This is a genomic window from Litoreibacter roseus, from assembly GCF_009811795.1.
GTDB lineage: Bacteria > Pseudomonadota > Alphaproteobacteria > Rhodobacterales > Rhodobacteraceae > Litoreibacter > Litoreibacter roseus.
Genome location: NZ_BLJE01000004.1, coordinates 66,234 through 87,637, shown reverse-complemented (window position 1 = coordinate 87,637; position 21,404 = coordinate 66,234). Strand labels below are relative to the sequence as shown.

The following is a 21,404-nucleotide window of genomic DNA, read 5'->3' as shown; positions in this document are numbered from 1 at the left end:
TCATGTCTTTGGATCGGCCTTCCGGCCAAGTACGTTTTGTCCGAGTTGTTCCAGCGCGTGTCTGAGACTGTCGCTTTCGACATCCCGCGCCAATTCTGCCGTTTTGTTGCGTAATTCCGGGCTAACTGCCGGCTTGGGTGGCCGCGGCTCTGCATCAAAGCTCAATCGGCCCTCTTCAAATCCAACCGGGGCCGTTTGCGTAATGCGCACATTCGAAATGGCCGAATAGCCGTAGACCGAATTCACCCGCTCGCGGATTTTTGGCAATTGCGCCTGAACCATCGGCGCATGCGCGCCTTTCGTCAAAATGGTGAGCGTCGCCCCGAAACTGTCGCGGCTGTACCCCACCTTCACCGGCTTCGCAATCGTGGCCAGATCTGGCCCCACAATCTCTGACCAGTGGGTCAAAAGCCGCATCACGGCAAATCCGCGTTTTTCGCCAGCCTTGCGAACCTGACCTTGGATCATACCTGCAACCGCGCCAAACCCGCGTCCACGGGGCGCAGGTTTTCGGGGTTGCGAGGGGTAAGGGTTCCGGGTCATGTCATCCTCTAAAGTGGGCGCACTTTACCTGCCCAGCCACCCTGCGCCATCTAAAACACACCACACGAGGCAGTAAATTTTGTGTGAAACGCCACAGCCCGAAGACCTGCTGACGTGGTATGATCGCCATGCCCGTATCATGCCATGGCGCGTCTCACCGGAAGATCGCAAAAGCGGCCATCGACCGGACCCTTACCGCGTTTGGCTCAGCGAGATCATGCTACAGCAAACAACCGTCGCGGCGGTGCGGTCCTACTTTCTCAAATTCACAGAACTCTGGCCGACCGTTTCTGACCTGGCCCGCGCAGAAGACGACGACGTCATGGCCGCATGGGCCGGGCTGGGCTACTACGCTCGGGCACGCAACCTTCTAAAGTGCGCCCGCGTGGTGACAGAGCGCTACAACGGCATTTTCCCGTCCGATCGCGCGGCGCTGCAATCTCTGCCGGGAATTGGCCCCTATACATCTGCGGCGATAGCCTCCATCGCGTTTGATCAGCCAGAGACCGTCGTTGACGGCAACGTAGAGCGTGTCATGGCCCGTGTTTTTGCCGTCGAAGAACCGCTGCCACCCGCCAAGGCACGATTGACAACGTTGGCGGAAAGCCTAACGCCCAAGAAACGACCGGGTGACTATGCACAAGCTGTCATGGATCTGGGTGCCACGATCTGCACACCGAAGCGCCCGGCTTGCGGCATCTGCCCTTGGATGACCGGATGCAAGGCACGCGACCTTGGGATCGCAGCGGATTTGCCTCGCAAACTGGCCAAGGCCGCGAAGCCCACCCGCAAGGGCGTCGTCTACGTGGCCCGTCGGTCGGACGGCGCATGGCTGTTGGAGCGGCGGCCCGATAAGGGGCTGCTGGGCGGAATGCTGGGTTGGCCGGGATCCGACTGGTCGGACGCGCCGACCGCATCTGCCCCTATTTCAGCGGATTGGACGACGCTTGATGCGGAAGTCCGTCACACTTTCACCCATTTTCATTTGATCCTAACCATTCAAACTGCATGGGTTGCAGTTGAAGAAAACCCGTCAAACGGCCAGTACATACCCCATCGGGATTTCCGACCGACGGACCTGCCAACGGTCTTCCGGAAGGTTTTTGACGTAGCGTCGCATGTGTTCTTGAATGATTGAGGCAATGAAGTCGTATGGCTATCGTTGACGCTAACCTGATCGGGAGGCCGCACATGAACACCGCAAGTCTTGATAAGATGACGTCCGCACTGCCCTTTTGGTTGTCGCTCAGCATGATCCCTCTGGCGATTTTCTCAGCGAGCCAAGGCGGCTGGTGGCTTGCACTGATCCCCGCATACAGCTGGGGCATCTTCATCACGCTGGATGCGTTCGTCGGCCTCGACCTGGAAAACGCGGATCCTAACACCGAGACGGATAAGCTGTTCTGGTACCGCCTCGTCACGCTGATCTGGTTTCCCGTCCAGTTCCTGACGATTTTCGGGATGATCTACTATGGTGTTCATGTCAGCACCCTGTCCGGTGGCGAGCTTATGGCATTGTTTTTTGGCGTTGGTGTGATTTCGGGGACCGTTGGGATCAACTATAGCCATGAACTGATGCACCAGAAAAACAAGCTGGAGCGTTGGTTGGCTGACCTTATGCTTGCTAGTGTCCTCTATTCCCATTTCCGCTCGGAACATCTTCTGGTGCACCATCGCTATGTGGCCACCCCGAAAGATCCCGTCACCGCGCGTTACAACGAGGGCTTCCACAACTTCTTCCCCCGGGTTCTAGTCGCCTGCCTGACATCGTCTTGGGACGCCGAAAAGAAAATGCTGGCGCGCAAAAATCTGCCCGTTACCGATCTGAGCAATCCTTTCTGGCGTTATGGCGCGCTGCAGCTTGGAATGTTGGTGCTGGCTTTTGTGATAGGCGGTTGGGTCGGTGTCGGCCTGTTCGTTTTCCAAGCGTTCGTCGCGATCTGGCAACTGGAACTGGTGAACTACATTGAGCACTACGGCCTGACCCGTAAACATCTGGGCGAAGGGAAGTATGAACATGTTCTCCCACGCCATTCCTGGAATGCATCGCAGAAAGCGTCGAACTGGCTTTTGATCAACCTGCAACGGCATTCCGATCATCATTATAAGCCAGATCGTCGCTTCCCGTTGCTTCAAACCTATACGCAATCGGACGCGCCGCAGCTGCCTTATGGCTATCCTGTGATGACCATCGCCGCGATGGTGCCACCCGTGTTTCGGCGCATTATGAATCCCCGTGTGCGCAAATGGCGTGAGACCTATTACCCCGAGATCACGGACTGGAGCGCTTATAAAACAGCGTCCAATCCGATGCCACGCTGACAAAAAAATGCCCCGCGACCTATAGGTGCGGGGCAGTTATGTGCTGCGGAATTGGCCGCAGGCACAGGCGGTAACTTGCGGTATCAGTTCATTTCTGCGCGGATCTGCTGCCTGAGCACATCAATGGACACATTCTTTCCGTCGCGCTTGAAGCACCAATAGGTCCAGCCGTTGCAGCTTGGGGCGCCCTCAAGCGCCGCTCCAACCTGATGGATCGATCCTTTGACGTCATCACCCACCAGGGTTCCGTCGGCCCTGATCTTTGCTTTGTGACGTCCGTTAAGCGACCAGAGTTCTTCACCGGGGTTCAGCATCCCGCGTTCAACCAACTGGCCGAAGGGAACACGGGGCTCCGCCCGCTTTGATTGCGTCACCTCAAGGGAAGAGCGGTCAAATTTCCGAACAGACTTCAAACGTTTTTCAGCCACAGCGCGGTAGGAGGCTTCGCGCTCAATGCCGATAAAGTCCCGGCCCAGCTTCTTGGCGACAGCCCCCGTTGTTCCCGTGCCGAAGAACGGATCCAAGATGACATCGCCCGGCCGCGTTGTCGCGACAATCACCCGGTGCAACAAGCTTTCAGGCTTTTGCGTGGGGTGCGCCTTCTCGCCCGCCTCGTTTTTCAGACGCTCATGACCGGTACAGATTGGCAAAACCCAATCGGATCGCATTTGCACACCCTCGTTCAGCGCTTTCAACGCTTCGTAGTTGAAGGTGTACTTGGACTCTTCGGATTTCGACGCCCAGATCAGGGTTTCATGGGCATTGGTCAGACGCTTCCCCCGAAAGTTTGGCATCGGGTTGGATTTCCGCCAGACGACATCATTGAGCATCCAGAACCCGGCGTTCTGCATGGCAGCGCCAACCCGGAAAATATTGTGATAGGACCCGATCACCCAGATGGCGCCGTTGGGTTTCAGCAGCCTGCGCGCGGCGCCCAGCCAGTTGGCGGTGAACTTGTCATAGGCCGCAAAACTCGCGAACTGGTCCCAAGCGTCATCCACCGCATCAACCTTGGAGTTGTCTGGACGGTGAAGATCACCTTTCAACTGCAAATTGTAGGGGGGATCCGCAAAGATCAGATCAATCGAAGACTCGGGCAGACTGTTCATCATATCGATGCAGTCGCCGTCCAATATCGTATCGAGAGGCAGCGCTCCACGCGCAACCTTGGTGTATTTTCCCATGTGTCTGCCTCGACTGTTGCGCTTTTGCGCTTTTTATTCCGTTGAGCCGAAGATGAGTCACGGACGGGAAACGGTCAAATTCTTTATGATTCAGGATGTTAGAATTTAATCTTGATACAATATATTGTGCACCGGCTTAAACGAGACACGATGGTGTGGGGTCACACCAAGTGTAGACAGTGCAGAAATGTGACGCTTTGTCGGGTAGCCCGCATTCCGATCCCAGTCGTAGCCGGGATATTGTTGCGCCAAATCCACCATGTGTCTGTCCCGCGCCACTTTGGCGAGGATTGATGCGGCGGCGATTGACTGCGATTTGGTGTCGCCTTTGACAATCGGCGTCGCAGGGCATGGCAAACCAACGGGACATTTGTTCCCGTCGACCAGAACATGCGAGGGCGGTGCGGGAAGCGCGAGAACGGCACGTCTCATGGCAAGGTGAGCGGCATGATAGATGTTGAGTTGATCTATCTCTGACACCGTCGCTACACCAATCGCCCAAATTGCAGTGGCTTTAATCTCGACCTCAAGTTCGATGCGTCGGGCAATGCTCAATTTCTTTGAGTCATTCAGCCCGCTTGGTATGCGCGCAGGGTCAAGTATGGCGGCAGCCGCCATGACAGGACCCGCCAATGGTCCCCGTCCAACCTCATCTACGCCGGCCACGGTAGCTGAACCCTTGGCCTGGAGCTGTTCTTCGAGTGAATAATTTGGATACAATTTCATAGCACTTAAAAGCATCGGGCCTGCCGCGTGGCAAGCCCGACCTGCGATCTTCCGCCGGTGCTTAAAGTGTCCAGCCGTTTCGGCGAAGGCACCTTTGAGTGTAAAAGCGGCGCGGACCGGAGTCTGTCTGCGAGCGGCGCAGGCAATCGCGGGGCGGCCTGACCCGGGCCCGATCTTCAAGACATCTTGCGCCATAGACATCGCGCCAGCTGCGACGGGTCCATTGCTCTCTCAGGCAGCGGCGCGGAGCGATCTTGCGGCGATGCTTGGATGAGCGGTGGTCGCGCTTACGATACCGATCGTCGTCATCATCGCTGTCGTGTCGGAAGTGTCTGTCATCATACCGTTTTGTATGTCGCTTGGCCTTCTTTGTCTTGTTTTTCCGATCATCATCGCGGCCTTCTAGCGCCTTGCCCAGAATAAATAGCGTCGCCAGTCCGGCTGCGATTTTTGCGACGTCGTTATCCGCCCTCGCAGGGGCCGCTGCGACCGGCGACATGGCAATCGACACTCCGATCAAAAGGGTAAGTAGAGTGTGTTTCATTTGGTGGCTTCCTCCTTCGGATACTCTCCGGACCAGAGGACACAGAAGCCTGGCGACGCACAAAGACAGCCAGTGGTTATCGACTGACACTTGATTTGATATTGAATAACCCGTTTTGGGCACTCATACCTGACCCCCATGAACCGCCTCTTCACCATAGCCTTTCTGGCGACAGCATTTTTTGCGCAAACTGCGCAGGCCGAGTGCTATGCCGATTACAAGGCCAAGAAGGACAGGCCGCTTCAGTTGCATTACGGTGTCATTCAACTGGATCAGTCAGATTGCGGGTCACGTCGTGATGCCGCGCGTGCGGCGTCGCGGCGCTTGGAGGCCGGGGGCTGGACACTTCTCAACATTCTGGACATCTTCGGCGCGGACCAGCTTGAACGGAAGGAACGGGATGCAGGATCCTATTTCCTCCGGTTCTAATCGGCTCAGCCCAGGACAGTTCATCGCTGTTGGCGTCTCTTGCGTTATCCTGATCTTGGCGATTGCAGCGATTGTCCTGTTCACGAACCTGCCAGATGCAAACGCCTTCAACGCTCAGGTGGAGCGGATCTTCATTGAGAACGATGCCATGACGGGGGCTGGCGAAATTCGCTTGCTGGAAATCTTGGCCCAGTCGGGCACGGCGTTCTCGGAAACTTTAGCCTCTTATCGGCTGATAATTTTCGTCCTATTCGTCTTTGCCACAGCATTGCTCTGTGCCGCCCTCATCTTTCTGATCTTCCTCGTTACCCTGTCGCGTCGCATCTCACGGATCGAAAAGTCCGGTATTCAGATCAGTTCCCTGGTCGTCAGCAGGGAGCAGCGCATGGTTCAGATCAATGATATGGAATTCAAACTGACCGAGGCAGCCCTCGAAACGCTGTCAATCCTCGCTGAGGCCCGTTTAGACGACGACATTCTGTCAGGACTTGAGATTGAGGCCATGATTTCGGGCAAAGACGAAGCAGATTGTGACGAAGCCGCAGGTGCCACTCGTATCAAGCGGCTGCGTGATCATCTGGGCAATCAAATGATGTCGGAATTACTTATCAAGAATATAGCCCGAAAGGGATATGTGCTGGCCGTTGAGCCAAAAGCCATCAAGATGATCTGAGCTCAGTCGTCGTCGAAAAGGATTGCCCCACGCTGCCGCGGCCGCGTGCTTGGTCGCACGATCTGCAGTGGATCGGCTTGCATTTCCATTCCGGGCACCTTCAATTGTTGCGCGGCGCCGGTACCGGGCCAAAACCTGACCCGTCGCGCATGAACCCCGTTGAGCGATGCCGCGACAATCGGGATATCTTCGTTTTTCAAAAAAGATCTGGCAAAATCGGCGTTCAGTTTGCCAATGTTCTTCAACCCGTTCTGCATATCAGCACCACCGAAAATCTTCGCTTGAAAGGTGGCCTTGGATGCCCCTTTGTGCAGCATCTGGTTTATAAGCAACTCCATCGCATGGGTGCCGTATTTTCGGTTTGAGAATTTGATGCGGTCCCCCGGCAGCAGGAAATGGTTCATTCCCCCAATTCCGCTTACCGGATCGAAGAGGCACACCGACACGCATGACCCAAGCAAGGTGGACAGGCATAGATTAACGTCATCGGAGCTCATGTAATCGCCCTGAAGAAGAGTTTGCGTCTGCTGTTGCGGTGCTCTCATGGCTCCGCCCGGCGGCGCAACTTACTTGGCAAGCAGGCTTTCAGTGTCTCGCCTGCAATCTTTTGCAAGGGCACCTGTCTGGTTACGCCCCCGACCCTCAACGCAGTGCCCGGCATGCCATAGACCAGCGATGTTTCTTCGTCTTGGGCAAACGTCGTCGCACCGCTCTGATACATCTCAAGCATGCCCAGAGCACCGTCACACCCCATTCCGGTCAGGATCACGCCGACGGTATGGCGTCCGTGCGGAACGGCTGATCGAAACAGTGCGTCAACGGACGGACGGTGTCGCGAAATTGGCGGGCGGTCGACGAGACGCAGTCGCAAGGGCGTGCGCCGCGCGAGTTCAAGATGGCAGCTATTGTCCGGCGCAAGGTAGGCGTGGCCGACCCTCAGCGGCTCTAGATCGCCTGCAACTTTGACGGTCATCTCGGTTACGCCATCCAACATATGTGCCAGTCTGCTGACGCGATCCGACTTGGTGTGCTGAACGATGACGACCGGCGGTGTATGAGCCGGAAAATCGGCGAGCACTTTTGACAAAGCTTCAATCCCGCCGGTGGATGCACCGATGCAGATTACCTTGTCCTGTTCAAATTCGGGCCACCGCTGGGGGCTTGCAAAGGTCGTCAACAAGTTCGGCACTTCGAAGCCCCCAGAAAAGCTACAATCAACGCCACGCGGTTCTGAATTCCGCGCACAGGACGTAGAGACAGCCAGACGCTAGGCGGGAAGTCTTAAAGTGCTCTGAAACCAAAAGGTTTTTCTGCCGCGATGTTTGGCTTTTTGCATGAAAGGACCCGATTTGATGGGCACAATTTGAATTGCATTCAAATCATTTGCTCAAATGCCTCAGTCACCATCCAGTGCATTGAAACCGGCTCTGACACCGAGGGCTGCGCCAATCTCCTCTGTGACAACAGCTTGAAGGTCAGCGACTTTTTGTTGGAGAACTTCCACTTTGAACCGGGTGCTCGGGTCTGCCACGCCCTGCAATGCTGGATCATCCAGTCCGCGAGCGCGCTGCGAGGCCTCAAGGAATGCGGCATCCGTTCGAGGAGTCTCACCGGTGGCGAGGATTGACGCAAGATCGGCCAGCACCGCCAAGCTCAACTCGATGTTCCGCTGACTGCGCGCGGACCGCCACGCCTCTGCCCGCTTGGGTCGAGGCCGGTCAAAGGAACCAAGAGGGCGGCCCAATCGCTGATCGTGAAGAAATTCGAGGCCCGTTGACAAGGACGTATAAATCACCCGCCGCACCTCGGCTTCGGATTGATATGCAGAACCGTCCGAGCCAGCCCCGCGCAAGGTCTCGGCATGACCATCAATCCATGCGTCATTCAGTGTTGCGGCATGCCGTGCCAGCTGGGTTGCGATGGCATCAATTAGTGCGCAGCCGTAAGTGCCCTGCGGAGGTGCCTCGTAGAGCATATATTCCAATGCAAACAATCCTTGAGCCGCAACAGACACTTCAGAGAATGCTTCGGCATCTGCGACTGCATCGTCTTGATCCAGGATCAGACGTCCCAAGGTCTTGGCGGTTTGATTTTTCGGATCGGGCCAAAACGCGATTGCGAGGCTCAGACCCTGCATCTCGATTGGACCGAATTGGATATGGCTGACCCCCATCCACGCGTCAAAAGCTGCATGATAGGTAGGCTCAAGTTTGGCGGGATCGCAATCCCCGGAGACGTCCGCCAGCGTTTGCGTTTCCGCTGCGAAAGTCGCGTAGCCCGGTAAGATATGTGTGTCGATCAACGTGTCGGTATCAGCAAGCGAGACGGACGGAATAATCAAAAGTGGAAGAAGAAGCTTCATATTACAGGCTTTCGAGGAAACGGATCAGGGCATCGCGGTCGGATGTCGGCATACTGACCACATTGTTTTTTGCAGTTTCAGCCTCGCCGCCATGCCATAGAATGGCTTCCAGCAGCGATCGCGCGCGCCCGTCGTGCAGGAAGTAGGTGTGTCCCGACACCTGCTTTGTCAGACCGATGCCCCAAAGAGGTGGTGTACGCCATTCCCGACCCGTCGCGCGGGCTTCTGGTCGATGGTCCGCCAAGTCCTCGCCCATGTCGTGCAGAAGCATGTCGGTATAAGGCCAGATCAACTGAAAGCTCTGCTCGGGCTGCCCGTCCAATCTGTGAGTTACAAATTTTGGTGTATGGCAACTGGTACAACCACTCTCGTAGAACATTTGCTTGCCGCGCAGAACTTCCGGATCAGCAATATCGCGCCGCGCCGGGACACCGAGGTTGGACGCGTAAAAGCTGACCAGCTCTAGCGCCTCCTGACTGATCTCGGCGTCGTCGTGAGCAGGTGTATTGCCGTCGGGCGCAGACTGACAGGCCATCTGCAGATCTGTGCAATCGCCATGCCCGGCGCGGTGGAGTATCGTCGATATCCCGATATCCCCGTGAAATGCGCTTGCAGACTGCTCCCATACGCTCGGCTCCCCTGCTTTCAGGCCGAACCGGCCCAGCATCGGCACGCCGTATTGCGCGGAGAGCACGATGTTTGGCCTGCCAGAGATGCCGTCCCCATCTGCGTCGTCCGGGTCTGCACCGGCCAAGATGTCTGCCGCTGGAATGGCGTCCAGAAGGCCCAACCCGATCATCTGCGGCGCGACCCGGGCACTGAACATGGTGTCAGGATGCAGCGGTCCATAGCCCAGATCTTCAAGTCCCAAGGCAGGTTTTCGCAAGCTGACCTCTGTGCCGTCTGACAGGGTGACGACCTCTTCGTCATAGGTGATCGCAAGATTCGCTTCGGCCGGATGTCCGGCGATGCCGAAATCCTGAATTTGGCCGCCATAGCTGGGCTCAGGTTGGGTCTTCAGATAGTCCTGAATACTGTCAGAAGGTGCCTCATCGCCTCTGGGTATCGAAATACGGACAAGCAACGATACCGCACTGTCATCGGGTCCTTCAGGCGGATGCCCTCTGCCGTCTTTCAAATGGCAGCGCTGGCACGATCGCGCATTGTAAAGCGGACCCAGACCATCCGATGCAAGGGTTGAGGACGGCGACGAGACCCACAGTTTTCGGAAGAGACCGTTGCCAATCTTGAAGTCCAGTTCTCGTTCAAAACTGATATTGCCTGATGCGCTTGAAAAGGCGTTGGAGGTATCAGTGACACGAACTGTCGCGGCACCCGCCGAACGCCACTCGAATTGTTCCGGTGCAGAAAAGTCATCTGTCGGCCGGGCCACACGGGCAATGCGGTCTCTTTCGGATTGCGTCCGTTCGACCAGCGGTAAGTGCAGATCTGGAAGGTCACGGGCTCCCGACGCACCCGCCCCAATGACAAGATATGCCAGAAATGTCAGACAGGTTTTACGCACGATCTTGTGTCCCCAATTGCACCGGACTCTTATTTCAGATAATTATACTCAGGAATAGAGTTGATGCGAGTCTCCTTCGTCAGAAACACTGGGAAAGAATGCGAGATATGCTGCCACTGCATAAGACGACCCAAATCGACATTCGACCGCGCGAAGAGGTGCAAGTTGGTGAATTCAGCCCCGGTGCTGGCGAGATGCTGCAATGGCTGAGACTGGTCGCCCTCGACTGTCGTGCCGCCGCGCGCACCGATCTCTTTGACGCGTGTGCTGTGCTGTCGACATCCGAGACCGTTGCAAAGACGGCTCATGCGGAAGTGCTGATGAGGTGCCTTTCCCAAGCGCTCCAGAAAGAAGCGGTTCTCTATCGTCCTGGCGTAGAGGCTGTTTCGTTCGACGAAGCGTGGCTTCTGAGGGCCGCCGAGGCCGCCGCTCAGGCTAACTGGAGCAGCTTTGAATTTCTCCTGCGCTCGCGCGTTCCAGCATCCGTGCGCCGCAACCTCGGGTCACTTATCGTGACCATCTCTAGCCAATTTGCCTTGACTTAGAATTATTCTAAAAAATTCTTGGCTTTTTCGGCGGACGGATTAAGTTCTGGTCCTAAGCCAGCCAGCGACATGCCAGCCAGCAATCACCATCAGTTGGAGAGGTACCATGACACAGACCGCAATCGCGCTGTCTACAGACGCACAAACAGAGATCGTTGAAGCCCTGAACCAGTCGGTGGCCGAAACCGCCGTGACAACCATGCTGGCGCAAAACTTCCACTGGAATGTGACGGGCATGGCCTTTGCGCCGCTGCACGAGCTCTTCCAGAAGATATATGAAGACCACTTCATCGCTCAAGACGATCTGGCCGAGCGGATCAAGGCACTGGATGGCCACGCTGAGGGTACCCTTGCAGGCATGCTCAAACGGTCCAAGGTCAGCGAACACGAGGGTGACGCGTCGGACAAAGAGATGATCAAGATGATGCTCGCTGCTCAGGAAACACTTGCAAAGACACTTGCCGGCTGCGGCGAGTTGGCGTCCAAACATGGTGATACCCTAACCGAGGATCTCTGCATTGCACGTGGTCAGGAGCACGAGAAACTGGCGTGGTTCTTGCGGGCGCATCTGCGCTGACCGGCTTTGCCCTCTGGCTGACGTCTATCCCTCCATATGGTAGGCGTCAGGTCTGCCCGGACAAAAAATCCATCGGTTTGATTTTCTTCTTCTCGAGCTTCTTCAAATAGCTTGGACGCCAGTGGCCATACTTCCCCATACAGTCCTGCTGGGCTGTCAGCATCTCAACGAACGCCTCCCTGTGGGCATCCTTCTTGAGACCTTTGAACAAAGATTTCTGCGCTTTCGTCATTGAACATCCGATGCAATGGCCCCTGCGCTTGAATTTGCAAACGTCGATACACGGGCTGGGAATTTTGCTCATCTGGCCGACCTCGTGAAAGGGGCCAGCGAGCCGGCCCCCGGTATAGCTAGGTGTCTGGAGTTTTATTGAAAGACGGCTTCGGGATCATCGAGACTGTCGGATCCCTCGAACGAAATGGTATCTACGCCAAGCACGTCAACCGCGCGCTCGATGGAACGGGTCTGATCAATCAGTGCATCAACGGCGCCCATGATCAGCGCCTCACCCTGTTCGTTGCCACGCTCCAGCATCTGGTCATAGGCAAAGCCTGCTTCGGCCGCGGTTTTCAGCTCTGACATCTCAAACATCGTCGCGTTCAACTTTGCCGTCAGTTCCGCATCAATGTCCGGACTTGCCACCGCCACGAGAGACGACAGGCTTGGACCGGATGTGACGGTTCCATCAATCCCGGTATAGCTGCCCAAATAGACGTTCCGAATTCCAAGCGCGTCGTAGAAATGATCGTTGTGTGTGTTGTCCGCGAAACAGGAATGCTCTTCCTCGGGATCGTTGAGCATCACGCCCAGCTTCATCCGCTCACCGGCCTGTTCGCCGTAGGACAGCGATCCCATGCCAGTCAGGATGGCCTGAATACCGGCGTTTTCGTCTGCGGTGAGTTGGGTGCGGGCCATGCCGCCGTCCTGCCATTGCGCAACCATCCATTCCAGATCGGACACGAGCAGATCAGTGGCCGCCTTCAAATAGTCGCCGCGGCGGTCGCAGTTACCGCCTGTGCAATCGTCGCCTTGAGCATAGTCAGTCCAAGGTCTGTTGCCTGCACCGGGGCCGTGACCGTTCAGGTCCTGCCCCCATAAAAGAAACTCTATCGCGTGGTAACCTGTTGCCACATTGCTTTCGACCTCGTCGGCTTCATGAAGGGCGCCCTCCAGCAACTCTGGCGTGATTGCGCTCGCATCAATCGTTTCGCCAGACAACACAAAGGATGGGTTCGCCACGACATTCAAAACAGCGTACTCGTTTTCGTCCGTCGCGCCCCCGTAAGTTGCATCGACATAGTCGATCAAACCCTCATCCAACGGCCACGCATTCACCTTGCCTTCCCAGTCGTCCACGATTGCATTGCCGAACCGATAGACCTCAGTCTGTTGATAAGGCACCCGAGACTGCAGCCACGCAAGCCTTGCCGCCTGCAGCGCTTCGGCCGATGGCGTTTCGACAAGCGCATTCACGGCATCCTGCAAGGTCTGTGCGGTCGTGAGGCTATCGCCATACGCCGCAAGCGCAATGTTGGCATAGGTGTCCAACACGGCCGTTTTGTCCGCGAAGGCGGGTGCCGCAATCAGCATGGTGGTGCCAAGAGCGGCTGCAAAAGTGGTCTTCATCGGCTGCGATCCTTTGTTACTGCAACGTTTTTGAATGCAAATGAACGACGACCCCGGAAAGGGCGTCGGTCTTATGGGCATGGTACTGCGACATCTGGCGCGCGGATTGCCCGACCTGTCCGGCCAGAAGCGCCACCTGTTCAGCGTGGGCCGCGGTCACCAACAGGGTCGCAATCAGGGATGCTTCTCCCAAGTCCCCGTCACTTGCCGTGGCAACTAGATGCGCGAATACGCTTTCATCAGCACCCACGCAGGCGCACCCGACACTGTGACGAACCAGCGGGCGGTGTGCATGGCGGATAAGCGCGCCGACCAGCGCTTCAAAAGCATGCATCTCGTCGGCAGCCGTGCCCCTTGGTAGAGACGTGGCGAATGAATTCCAGACCTGCGCCTGACCGACGGGACCTTCACACCAAAGGCGCAGATTAAGGATCAGATCCGCTTCCCATGGCTGCAGGGTATTGATCACACCAACAGATGCGCCGCCCCGCTTGTAATGTGTCGCGTTCATTTTGTGAGGATCAACTTGCCGGCACGGGTAATGCGCAGAAAATAAGACTGGCCATCTAAAACCACACGAGCCTGAACGCCGTCCGCAATCAGGTCACGGGCGTCGTAACTTGGCATATCGTCACCGGGACGCGGTGCGGCATCCAGCTTTTGGGGGCGGGAAAAGGCGTTCATGGCATCCTCTCGAAGTGATCGAACACCTCTTCAATCGTCTGATCTGGCGCCGAAACGCCGTCGAATGCATTTTGAAGAATCTCAATCCAACTGGGTTCGGGATCTTTCGGATCGGCGGGAAAAGCCGGGGTCTCTAGATTTGGGTCCATCTTGGCCTCCAGATATCTGTATGGCTCCGGGCTGCCCTAAAAGGAGTGGCTAGGATTCTCACTTCATTCTTGACTATATTAGTAAGGATAGTCAATTCCGACAAAAACAGTCAACTGAAAAAGAGAGACTGTTTGCCGATCGCACAATCGGCTAGGACATCTCGGATCGGCAGTGAGTGAAAAAACAGTGCAGGCGTTGAAAACCAAACTTCCAGAGCGCGGCTTGACGTTTGCGGCGGTGTTGATCGCTTTGATCTGCGCCTTGCCGCATATCGGCGTAACAACCGTAGCGCTTTCGGGATCGTCAGACACGCTTTCGCATCTCATTGACACGGTCTTAGGGCGCTACACCGCGACCACGCTGACGCTTGTCGTTCTTGTGGGCTTCGGGACCTGTGCAATAGGTGTCGGGGCTGCTTGGTTTGTCTGCATGACGGAGTTCCCAGGGCGGCGAATTCTTGAGGTGGCACTGGTTATCCCGCTGGCCTTCCCTGCGTATGTGCTAGCCTACGCCTATACCCACGTATTGGACCACCCCGGCATAGTGCAGTCCACATTGCGCGATATGATGGGCTGGGGTCCGCGCGATTACTGGTTCCCAGAGATCCGGTCACTGGGCGGTGCGGCGGCGATGCTGACGCTCGTCCTCTACCCTTATGTGTATCTGCTGGCGCGTGCGGCATTTCTGGCGCAGAGCGCGACCCCGTTTTTCGCAGCGCGTGCCTTGGGCAACACGCCGTTTCAAGCGTTCTACAAGGTCTCTTTCCCGATGGCCCGCCCGGCAATTGCGGCGGGCGTTCTGCTTGCCACGATGGAAACGATCGCCGATTTCGGAACCGTCTCCTACTTTGGCGTGCAAACTTTCGCGACGGGCATCTACACAAGCTGGTTTTCCATGGCCGACCGCGTTGCCGCGGCGCAGTTGTCCCTTGGGCTGCTGACCTTCGCCCTTATGCTCGCAATGCTGGAGCGGTTCACCCGGGGCAGGGCGAAGTACCACGGCGCGCGGCGCCAAGAGGTGATGGCCCGGATGACACTGAGCGGTCCTGCAAAGCTTGGCGTCTTGGTACTCTGCGGTCTGCCAGTTCTGCTCGGCGTCGTCCTTCCGGTCATCAGCCTGTGGGTCATGGCTGTGGGGTCCGAGCAAAACCTATTAAGCAGTCGATACCTCGGCTTCATTCAAAACACCCTGACCCTCGCCGTGATTGCTGCCGCGGTGACAGTCTTTGCAGCTATTATTCTGGGGACATTTCAACGGACAAATGCAGGTCGTCTCTCCACGATGGCCGCCCATTTGGGGCGCCTTGGCTACGCTGTACCGGGTGGAGTTATCGCGGTCGGGCTTCTTGTGCCATTTGCCGCTTTCGACAACGCTTTGGATGCATGGATGCGGGCGAATTTCGATATCTCGACTGGATTGCTGCTGACCGGTTCAATCTGGCTTTTGATCGGCGCCTATATGATCCGGTTTCTGGCGGCAGCGCTCGGCGCCTACGAGGGCGGCATCTCGGACGTCAACGAGAACATGGACGCAGCGGCGCGGGTATTGGGTCACGGCGTCTGGGGCGTGATGCGTCGCGTCCACATTCCAATCCTGACACCGCGTCTTTTCACAGCGGCACTGATCGTCTTTGTAGATGTGATGAAAGAACTGCCTGCAACTTTGATTATGCGTCCATTCAACTATGACACATTGGCCGTTCAAGCGTTTCGTCTGGCGTCGGACGAGCGGCTTGAGGGCGCAGCGGTTCCAAGTCTTGTCATCGTGTCAATCGGACTGCTGCCGCTGATCCTTCTTTGCCGAACTGTGGCAGCAGGACGGTCCTAAAAGACGTTCGGTCAAAGAAAAGGGCGCATCCGAAGATGCGCCCTTTGATGAACGTCTGATCGGGTTACTCCCAGCCGACCTCGTTAAAAATTCGCTGAGCGACAGGCACGTTTTTCGCGACCGCACTCAAGCTCACCTCATCCGCTTTATAATCCCCAAGCTGCGCGACGCTTTCACTCAAAGCGACGGTGGGAACCACAGGAAACTCATCGTTCCCGGCCGAGAAGTATTCTTGTGCCTGATCAGACGCGAGATACTCCATGAATTTGATCGCGTTCTCACGGTTGGGCGCGTTGGCTGCCACACCGCCACCGGACAGGTTCATGTGGGCACCTTCGGCGTCTTGCGCGGGAAACACCCAGCCGATCTGATCGACCGCAGAAGATACCCCGTCGACATCTTTTCGCAGTGCACGGGCAAAATAGTAGGTGTTCGAGATCGAGATATCGCATTCGCCCGATACGAGCGCTCTCAGTTGATCTGTGTCGCCGCCCTCTGGTGGCCGTGCGAAGTTATCAACGACGCCCTGCGCCCATGTTTTGGCGGCCTCTTCGCCGTGGTTTTCAATCACGGCGGCCAGCAGTGTTTGGCTGTAAACGTTCGATGAGGATCGGTGACAGACCATTCCGTTGTACTTTGGGTCAGCCAAAGCAACGTAGTCCATCGGTGGCTCCGTCACATCCGCTTTGTCGTAGAAAATGATCCTCGCCCGCTGGGAAAAACCAAACCACTGGTTGTCGCTGTCCTGCAGATTTGCCGGAATACGCTCTTCGAGCACCGAGCTGTCGATCGCTTGCAGCACGCCTGCATTCTTGGCGCGCTCAAGGCGAGAGGTATCAACTGTCAGAAGGATGTCCGCCGGAGAATTGACACCCTCGGCTTCCATGCGGGCAATCAGTTCGTCGGCCTTGCCTTCGATCCGATTGATGGTGATGCCCGTCTGATCTGTAAAATCCGAATAAAGCCGCTCATCCGTGTCGTAGTGGCGTGATGAATAAAGGTTCAACTCACCCTCCGCCAGAACAGCCACCGGCGATCCCATAAGGGCCGCAGCAGCCAGCGCAATCGCGGATGTTTTTGAAGTCAGCGACATGACAGTCTCCCTGAATTAATTCCTACTGTTTTACTCAATTAACTAATTTCAGGAAGAGCACAAGTAATCTTGATAGATTTTGTCGGAATTTTATTGCCGCCATAGGAAAGCAGTTGGCAGGTGCACTTTTTGAACCCCTGACAGAAGTCCCGAGGTGAAGTTTTGAGTTTCAGCGATAGAGTTTGGCTAGGGTGTTAGCCTGCGTCATCCTCCAAGCCGCTCAGATAGCGGTGCACATCGCTGACGCAGACAGATCCCTCGCCGACGCCAGAAGCTACGCGTTTCACGGACCCTGCCCGGACATCACCGACGGCAAAAATGCCAGGCGTCGATGTTGCAAAGGAAGACCCACTCGCGGCATCGACGGGTAGGCCAGTGCACACAAACCCTTTCTCGTCCAACTCGACGCAGTCCCCCAGCCACTTGGTATTCGGCACCGCGCCGATCATCACGAAAACATTGGGCACATCCATCTTCTGCTCCGCCCCTGTTTGCCGGTTTCTCCAAGTGACCTGTTCCAGCGTTCTGTCGCCATGCAACGCACTGACCTCAGTATGGGGATGCAATGTAATCCGCGAAGACTGGTCGATACGTCGCACAAGATAGTCCGACATGCTGTCGGCGAGACCAGACCCACGAACAAGAACGTGCACGTGCGATGCGTGGCTCGACAGGAAGACGGCTGCCTGTCCTGCTGAATTACCGCCGCCGATGACAACCACTTCGGTACCGGCACAAAACTGCGCCTCTAGCGCCGTCGCGGCATAGTGAATGCCTTGCCCTTCGAACTGCTCATAATTTTCTAGATCCAGCGTCCTGTATGTCGCGCCACATGCCAGAATGACCGCGCGAGATTTAACGGTGTCTCCGCCATCCAGAGCCAGTGTGAACGTATTGTTCTCTTCTTCGATCCCGACCGCACCGCGGGCAATCGCGAATGTCGCGCCGAACTTTTGCCCTTGTATCCATGCCCGCCCCGCAAGTGCTTGGCCTGAAATACCTGTCGGGAAGCCGAGGTAGTTTTCAATTTTCGAACTGGTTCCGGCTTGGCCACCCGGAGCTTCCGCCTCAATCACAATCGTATCCAACGCCTCAGACGCGCCGTACACACAGGCCGACAAACCTGCAGGACCCGCCCCAATGACCGCCAAATCATAGACATGCCCGTCGACCAAGTCCTCTGTCAGCCCCAAGAGATCCGCAAGTTCCAATGTTGATGGGTTATGAACCGCATGACCGTCCGGCGTACAGACGATTGGTAATGCGCTGCCCTGCTGCCCGATGATCCGATCGGCCTCCGACGTGCCAGGTTCAAGCAATGTCAGGGGGTAGCCGTTGCGGGATAGAAACCGGTTGATCCGGATCACGTCGCGGTCGTTCTTTGGCCCGACCAGCGTCACGCCCGCTTCGGAATGCACAATGAATGCCGTCCGCCGTAGAATGAACGCGCGCATGATGATCTCGCCAATGTCCTGCTCCGTGCTCGACATGCGGCGAAACTGCTCTCGGGTAAGACGCACAAGACGGCTGTCCACGCCCGTCCGTCCGCCGACAAGAATTTTCCGTTGATTGAACAGATCCAACTCACCGGTGAACTGGTGTCGCCCATGAACCGTAATTGTCATTTCATCACCGTCAGGCGTGCTGTCGATGATCTCGATCGAGCCCTCTAGGATGAGAAAGAAATCGACCCCCCGCTGGCCACGTTCAAAAAGACTGGTGCCCTTTGGCACATCTTCAACCGCCCCGTAGGCCGTCAGACGTTTCACCTGATCATCGGTCAGAACCGGAAACGTCTGCTGCTCGCGCGCATAGGGATCACTTGAATCGACCGACTGGCGGGCGGCTTCAACTGCTGTCTCGTCTTCGGCCATCATACATCCTCGGGTTTGTTCATCCTCCAAGATATGCGGGCCGGTAGCGCTGTGTGAAAGGGTTAATGGGCTTTTTGATGAAACTTCGGTGATTGATCCGCACAGGTTGCACTGGCGGGATTTCGCCTGAACAGCCTTACAAAGTTAAGTCTTACGCCCACATGCGTGCTCGGCTAGATATCACCAGACCCATTGGACGAAAACAGCATTCAAATGGCGCCGCCCGCGCGACGCAAGCAGTGAGACGCATCGATGAAAGCTAACCCCAAAGAGCTATTTCAGAAATTGAAGCAACGCCTGCGGATCGCGGGCACTCTGGAAAGAATTCTATGGGTTCTTGTTCTATTGCCCTTTCTTCCCATTCTTTTCGTCGTTCTCGTGGCAAAGGGCTTGAAAAAACGCAGACTCCGCAAATTGCGGAAAGGGCAGATGTTTGTGCAAAACACAGCCGCCGCACCGCAACCAGTAGTGGATCCAACCGCAGAAGCAGCGATACGGCAGCGCCCTTCAGACTACGCATTCATAAGGATCATCGGCAATGATCTGCCACCGCGGCATCAGACGGGACAGTCGCTGAAGAACGTCCAGTTTATATTGGAAAATGAGCCAGATTTTCCAAACTGCGAGAAGCTTTGGCTTTTGAACCGCATCCGAAACCAAGACGATGAAGTTGCTATAGTGCAGGCACTCGAAGCGGCTGGGCATGAGTACATAAAGATCCCGTTCTCACTTGATGAATACGCGGCGGCGCCTTTGGATTTTTCGTTATTTCCTTCACATCAGTACATATTTGGTCGGGAATTCCATGATCTGGATTTGCCTGCGCAAGATAGAGGGATCACATCTATCTATCGGCATCGGAACAACTACGCGATGAACAACAATGGCGCACGAAACGCCGCGTTGGAATGGGGAAGATCACGTGCAAAATGGGTTCTGCCTTGGGACGGAAACTGCTTCGTGACAGGTGAAGACTGGGACCGTTTCGTTTCAGATATAGCGTCCCAAGAAGATCACCGATATTTTGTCGTTCCAATGGTGCGGCTCGCGTCAAACGATGTAGCACTGGACCGGATGGATCCGGACGACGCGACCGAAGAGCCGCAAATCGCGTTTCGCTGCGACGCTGGCGAGATGTTCGATGGAAGTTTCCCCTATGGCCGCAGACCAAAGGTCGAGCTGCTGGTACGGCTTGGCGTTGAAGGGCCATGGCGCTGGAACAAGCTGGATCCTTGGGATTTGAAGGCGAACAAGCCTGTCCCGGACTCCCACCTCATCGGGAAAGCTGGGATGGTGCGTCGTTTGGATTCGGGACGAAATGATCTTGAGATCGGCGGGAAGGAAGGGCGCGAAGAGCGTGCTTTTGCACGCAACGACGCCATCGTAGACGTACTTCGTGTACTCGACAAAGAGGTTCTTGACACCAGAGGCTATGACCCGAAGCGCCCCGTTTTCTTTGGTAGGGAAACTTTGGAGCATCTAGGGGCTGGGAAGACATCCATCCAGACCCAGCAAGTGCGTCACGCTGCAAACGAAGCTCTTGGACGTGGTCCGTTTTCAGTATTCGATAAAACTGAACTGCCGCCAAGCGGAAACAAGGCAGATTATTTTCACCCGGCCCCATATTGGTGGCCCAATCCAAAGACAAAAGACGGCCTCCCCTACGTCAAACGAGACGGAGAGCGGTTGCCTGGCACAGTTCTCTATGCCCCAGAAAGCAAGGCATATGATCGGACACGGCTCCAGTTTTTGTTCGATGATGCAGTCTCATGTGGATTGGCATGGGCCGTGTTCGGCGACAACAAATACCGTGATCACGCGAAACGCTTGGTTGAGACGTGGTTTTTAGAGGAAGAGTCTGCGATGACCCCTCATTTGCGCTACGCTCAGTTGCGTCGCGGTCATGACAACGATGAAGGGGCAAAGAGCGGAATAATCGAATTCAAGGACATCGCATACCTGCTGGATGCAGTTCGGTTGATTGATGATCCCGCTTTAACCGATCAGCTTGCAGATTGGTTGCGCCACTACCGGGATTGGCTGGTGTCGAGTGAACAAGGGCAAGGTGAGCGGCGCGCCCTGAATAATCACGGTGTCTTCTTTGATCTTCAGCTCGCGTCAATCGCTGCTTTTCTTGGGGACGCGGACACTCTTCTGGATTGTTATTTTGCGTCAACGGGTCGCCTTACCGGTCACTTCGAGGAGGACGGGCGCCAGCCCCATGAGTTGAAAAGGTCCATGACGGAGCATTACTGCGCGTTCAATCTTCATGGTTGGCTTAGTCTCTATATGCTCTATAAGTCCTGCGGCTTTCCAGTGGAACATCAGCCCGAATTCGCGCGAGTTGGGCAGGGGGCAACTTGGTTTCTTGGGCATCGCGACGCTCCGTGGCCCTACGAACAAATCTCCGAGTTCGATGATGACCGCTACGCGGCTGTCGTTCTTTTTGCATCCGCTCTCGATCTTGGTGTCAGCACAGAACCGCGTGACCTCAACTTGGCAACACAGAAACCGCTCTTTCATCCACACGATGGGGTTCCGCCATTCTGGTCGCTAATGGTAGCGCCAGACACCTCAGACGCTGAATTAAATCTGGAAGCGGAAGATGCGTAACGCAGATGATCGACCAGAAGTCATATACTAGGTCAGGAGTCAGACAGCGCAAGTGGGGTAACGGGTCCGTTTTTGAAGGTCTAATCCGGCTGTCATTTATGCGTTTG

Annotated in this window: 23 protein-coding genes; 8 read left to right on the top strand and 15 right to left on the bottom strand. The window is 56.0% G+C overall.

What is annotated here, in order from left to right:
• Nucleotides 1-543, bottom strand: coding sequence for a DUF721 domain-containing protein (locus tag KIN_RS16475; protein WP_159809115.1), 543 nt, complete (start codon nucleotides 541-543; stop codon nucleotides 1-3).
• Nucleotides 544-622: 79 nt separating this feature from the next.
• Between KIN_RS16475 and mutY the strand changes: the two genes are divergently transcribed.
• Together mutY and KIN_RS16465 are read left to right on the top strand one after the other, a co-directional pair.
• On the top strand, nucleotides 623-1,681 hold the full coding sequence (gene mutY / locus KIN_RS16470; protein WP_159809113.1) for an A/G-specific adenine glycosylase: 1,059 nt from the start codon (nucleotides 623-625) through the stop codon (nucleotides 1,679-1,681).
• Nucleotides 1,682-1,734: 53 nt separating this feature from the next.
• On the top strand, nucleotides 1,735-2,865 hold the full coding sequence (locus KIN_RS16465; protein WP_174239135.1) for an alkane 1-monooxygenase: 1,131 nt from the start codon (nucleotides 1,735-1,737) through the stop codon (nucleotides 2,863-2,865).
• A gap of 83 nt (nucleotides 2,866-2,948) precedes the next feature.
• Here the strand turns inward: KIN_RS16465 and KIN_RS16460 are convergent, their stop codons facing one another.
• The 3 genes from KIN_RS16460 to KIN_RS16450 all read right to left on the bottom strand — a co-directional run bounded on the left by KIN_RS16460 (nucleotide 2,949) and on the right by KIN_RS16450 (nucleotide 5,319).
• Entirely contained in the window at nucleotides 2,949-4,049 is a 1,101-nt protein-coding gene (locus tag KIN_RS16460) for a site-specific DNA-methyltransferase (protein ID WP_159809109.1), read from the bottom strand.
• A gap of 105 nt (nucleotides 4,050-4,154) precedes the next feature.
• Entirely contained in the window at nucleotides 4,155-4,775 is a 621-nt protein-coding gene (gene rnhB / locus KIN_RS16455; protein ID WP_159809107.1) for a ribonuclease HII, read from the bottom strand.
• Between the two features lie 61 nt (nucleotides 4,776-4,836).
• The gene (locus tag KIN_RS16450; protein WP_159809105.1) at nucleotides 4,837-5,319 is read right to left on the bottom strand and encodes a hypothetical protein; all 483 of its coding nucleotides are present in this window, start codon (nucleotides 5,317-5,319) and stop codon (nucleotides 4,837-4,839) included.
• Between the two features lie 138 nt (nucleotides 5,320-5,457).
• Here KIN_RS16450 and KIN_RS16445 point away from each other — a divergent pair, with 138 nt between their 5' ends.
• Both KIN_RS16445 and KIN_RS16440 read left to right on the top strand, forming a co-directional pair.
• Nucleotides 5,458-5,748, top strand: a complete 291-nt coding sequence (locus KIN_RS16445; RefSeq protein ID WP_159809103.1) for a hypothetical protein — start codon at nucleotides 5,458-5,460, stop codon at nucleotides 5,746-5,748.
• Nucleotides 5,720-6,421 (top strand): winged helix-turn-helix domain-containing protein, encoded by a 702-nt coding sequence (locus tag KIN_RS16440; RefSeq protein ID WP_174239134.1) that lies wholly within the window; start codon nucleotides 5,720-5,722, stop codon nucleotides 6,419-6,421. Before KIN_RS16445 ends, KIN_RS16440 begins: the two co-directional genes overlap by 29 nt.
• Before the next feature lie 2 nt (nucleotides 6,422-6,423).
• On the opposite strand, the gene KIN_RS16435 is transcribed toward KIN_RS16440, so the two are convergent.
• From KIN_RS16435 to KIN_RS16420, 4 genes are all read right to left on the bottom strand, one after another.
• Nucleotides 6,424-6,825: a chemotaxis protein CheD gene (locus tag KIN_RS16435; RefSeq protein ID WP_159809101.1), complete on the bottom strand. Its 402-nt coding sequence runs from the start codon at nucleotides 6,823-6,825 to the stop codon at nucleotides 6,424-6,426.
• A 137-nt stretch (nucleotides 6,826-6,962) separates the two neighbouring features.
• Nucleotides 6,963-7,610: a CheB methylesterase domain-containing protein gene (locus tag KIN_RS16430; protein ID WP_159809099.1), complete on the bottom strand. Its 648-nt coding sequence runs from the start codon at nucleotides 7,608-7,610 to the stop codon at nucleotides 6,963-6,965.
• 207 nt (nucleotides 7,611-7,817) lie between these two features.
• Nucleotides 7,818-8,783: an imelysin family protein gene (locus tag KIN_RS16425; protein WP_159809098.1), complete on the bottom strand. Its 966-nt coding sequence runs from the start codon at nucleotides 8,781-8,783 to the stop codon at nucleotides 7,818-7,820.
• A gap of 1 nt (nucleotide 8,784) precedes the next feature.
• On the bottom strand, nucleotides 8,785-10,308 hold the full coding sequence (locus KIN_RS16420) for a di-heme oxidoreductase family protein (protein ID WP_174239133.1): 1,524 nt from the start codon (nucleotides 10,306-10,308) through the stop codon (nucleotides 8,785-8,787).
• A gap of 107 nt (nucleotides 10,309-10,415) precedes the next feature.
• Between KIN_RS16420 and KIN_RS16415 the strand changes: the two genes are divergently transcribed.
• Both KIN_RS16415 and KIN_RS16410 read left to right on the top strand, forming a co-directional pair.
• A complete protein-coding gene (locus tag KIN_RS16415) occupies nucleotides 10,416-10,853 on the top strand; it encodes a hypothetical protein (protein WP_159809097.1) in 438 nt (145 codons plus the stop codon).
• Between the two features lie 106 nt (nucleotides 10,854-10,959).
• Entirely contained in the window at nucleotides 10,960-11,430 is a 471-nt protein-coding gene (locus KIN_RS16410) for a Dps family protein (protein WP_159809095.1), read from the top strand.
• A 46-nt stretch (nucleotides 11,431-11,476) separates the two neighbouring features.
• Here the strand turns inward: KIN_RS16410 and KIN_RS16405 are convergent, their stop codons facing one another.
• The 5 genes from KIN_RS16405 to KIN_RS16385 all read right to left on the bottom strand — a co-directional run bounded on the left by KIN_RS16405 (nucleotide 11,477) and on the right by KIN_RS16385 (nucleotide 13,889).
• Complete coding sequence (locus KIN_RS16405; protein WP_159809093.1) at nucleotides 11,477-11,734, bottom strand: DUF1289 domain-containing protein; 258 nt, start codon at nucleotides 11,732-11,734, stop codon at nucleotides 11,477-11,479.
• Nucleotides 11,735-11,796: 62 nt separating this feature from the next.
• Entirely contained in the window at nucleotides 11,797-13,056 is a 1,260-nt protein-coding gene (locus KIN_RS16400; RefSeq protein ID WP_159809091.1) for an imelysin family protein, read from the bottom strand.
• 16 nt (nucleotides 13,057-13,072) lie between these two features.
• A complete protein-coding gene (locus tag KIN_RS16395) occupies nucleotides 13,073-13,567 on the bottom strand; it encodes a hypothetical protein (RefSeq protein WP_207710142.1) in 495 nt (164 codons plus the stop codon).
• The gene (hemP, locus tag KIN_RS16390; RefSeq protein WP_159809089.1) at nucleotides 13,564-13,740 is read right to left on the bottom strand and encodes a hemin uptake protein HemP; all 177 of its coding nucleotides are present in this window, start codon (nucleotides 13,738-13,740) and stop codon (nucleotides 13,564-13,566) included. Before hemP ends, KIN_RS16395 begins: the two co-directional genes overlap by 4 nt.
• Nucleotides 13,737-13,889, bottom strand: a complete 153-nt coding sequence (locus tag KIN_RS16385) for a hypothetical protein (protein ID WP_159809087.1) — start codon at nucleotides 13,887-13,889, stop codon at nucleotides 13,737-13,739. The genes hemP and KIN_RS16385 overlap by 4 nt, the downstream gene beginning before the upstream one ends.
• Nucleotides 13,890-14,061: 172 nt before the next feature.
• On the opposite strand from KIN_RS16385, the gene KIN_RS16380 reads away from it, so the two are divergent.
• Nucleotides 14,062-15,717 (top strand): ABC transporter permease, encoded by a 1,656-nt coding sequence (locus KIN_RS16380; protein ID WP_159809085.1) that lies wholly within the window; start codon nucleotides 14,062-14,064, stop codon nucleotides 15,715-15,717.
• Between the two features lie 64 nt (nucleotides 15,718-15,781).
• Here KIN_RS16380 and KIN_RS16375 read toward each other — a convergent pair whose 3' ends face one another.
• Both KIN_RS16375 and KIN_RS16370 read right to left on the bottom strand, forming a co-directional pair.
• Nucleotides 15,782-16,759: an extracellular solute-binding protein gene (locus KIN_RS16375; protein ID WP_159809584.1), complete on the bottom strand. Its 978-nt coding sequence runs from the start codon at nucleotides 16,757-16,759 to the stop codon at nucleotides 15,782-15,784.
• Between the two features lie 245 nt (nucleotides 16,760-17,004).
• Nucleotides 17,005-18,684 carry an FAD-dependent oxidoreductase gene (locus tag KIN_RS16370; RefSeq protein WP_159809083.1) on the bottom strand — a complete coding sequence of 560 codons (1,680 nt, stop codon included), beginning with the start codon at nucleotides 18,682-18,684 and terminating at the stop codon, nucleotides 17,005-17,007.
• 252 nt (nucleotides 18,685-18,936) lie between these two features.
• Here KIN_RS16370 and KIN_RS16365 point away from each other — a divergent pair, with 252 nt between their 5' ends.
• Nucleotides 18,937-21,297, top strand: coding sequence for an alginate lyase family protein (locus tag KIN_RS16365; protein WP_159809081.1), 2,361 nt, complete (start codon nucleotides 18,937-18,939; stop codon nucleotides 21,295-21,297).
• Nucleotides 21,298-21,404 lie beyond the last annotated feature (107 nt).

Excerpts from the sequence above, each read along its gene's own strand:
- KIN_RS16375 (WP_159809584.1), bottom strand. The coding sequence starts at position 16,759 with ATGGGATCGCCGGTGGCTGTTCTGGCGGAGGGTGAGTTGAACCTTTAT.
- KIN_RS16365 (WP_159809081.1), top strand. The coding sequence starts at position 18,937 with ATGAAAGCTAACCCCAAAGAGCTATTTCAGAAATTGAAGCAACGCCTG.
- KIN_RS16415 (WP_159809097.1), top strand. The coding sequence starts at position 10,416 with ATGCTGCCACTGCATAAGACGACCCAAATCGACATTCGACCGCGCGAA.
- rnhB (WP_159809107.1), bottom strand. The coding sequence starts at position 4,775 with ATGAAATTGTATCCAAATTATTCACTCGAAGAACAGCTCCAGGCCAAG.
- KIN_RS16445 (WP_159809103.1), top strand. The coding sequence starts at position 5,458 with ATGAACCGCCTCTTCACCATAGCCTTTCTGGCGACAGCATTTTTTGCG.
- hemP (WP_159809089.1), bottom strand. The coding sequence starts at position 13,740 with ATGAACGCCTTTTCCCGCCCCCAAAAGCTGGATGCCGCACCGCGTCCC.
- KIN_RS16400 (WP_159809091.1), bottom strand. The coding sequence starts at position 13,056 with ATGAAGACCACTTTTGCAGCCGCTCTTGGCACCACCATGCTGATTGCG.
- KIN_RS16395 (WP_207710142.1), bottom strand. The coding sequence starts at position 13,567 with ATGAACGCGACACATTACAAGCGGGGCGGCGCATCTGTTGGTGTGATC.
- KIN_RS16410 (WP_159809095.1), top strand. The coding sequence starts at position 10,960 with ATGACACAGACCGCAATCGCGCTGTCTACAGACGCACAAACAGAGATC.
- KIN_RS16385 (WP_159809087.1), bottom strand. The coding sequence starts at position 13,889 with ATGGACCCAAATCTAGAGACCCCGGCTTTTCCCGCCGATCCGAAAGAT.
- KIN_RS16370 (WP_159809083.1), bottom strand. The coding sequence starts at position 18,684 with ATGGCCGAAGACGAGACAGCAGTTGAAGCCGCCCGCCAGTCGGTCGAT.
- KIN_RS16425 (WP_159809098.1), bottom strand. The coding sequence starts at position 8,783 with ATGAAGCTTCTTCTTCCACTTTTGATTATTCCGTCCGTCTCGCTTGCT.
- KIN_RS16405 (WP_159809093.1), bottom strand. The coding sequence starts at position 11,734 with ATGAGCAAAATTCCCAGCCCGTGTATCGACGTTTGCAAATTCAAGCGC.
- KIN_RS16465 (WP_174239135.1), top strand. The coding sequence starts at position 1,735 with ATGAACACCGCAAGTCTTGATAAGATGACGTCCGCACTGCCCTTTTGG.
- KIN_RS16435 (WP_159809101.1), bottom strand. The coding sequence starts at position 6,825 with ATGAACCATTTCCTGCTGCCGGGGGACCGCATCAAATTCTCAAACCGA.
- KIN_RS16475 (WP_159809115.1), bottom strand. The coding sequence starts at position 543 with ATGACCCGGAACCCTTACCCCTCGCAACCCCGAAAACCTGCGCCCCGT.
- KIN_RS16450 (WP_159809105.1), bottom strand. The coding sequence starts at position 5,319 with ATGAAACACACTCTACTTACCCTTTTGATCGGAGTGTCGATTGCCATG.
- KIN_RS16440 (WP_174239134.1), top strand. The coding sequence starts at position 5,720 with ATGCAGGATCCTATTTCCTCCGGTTCTAATCGGCTCAGCCCAGGACAG.
- KIN_RS16460 (WP_159809109.1), bottom strand. The coding sequence starts at position 4,049 with ATGGGAAAATACACCAAGGTTGCGCGTGGAGCGCTGCCTCTCGATACG.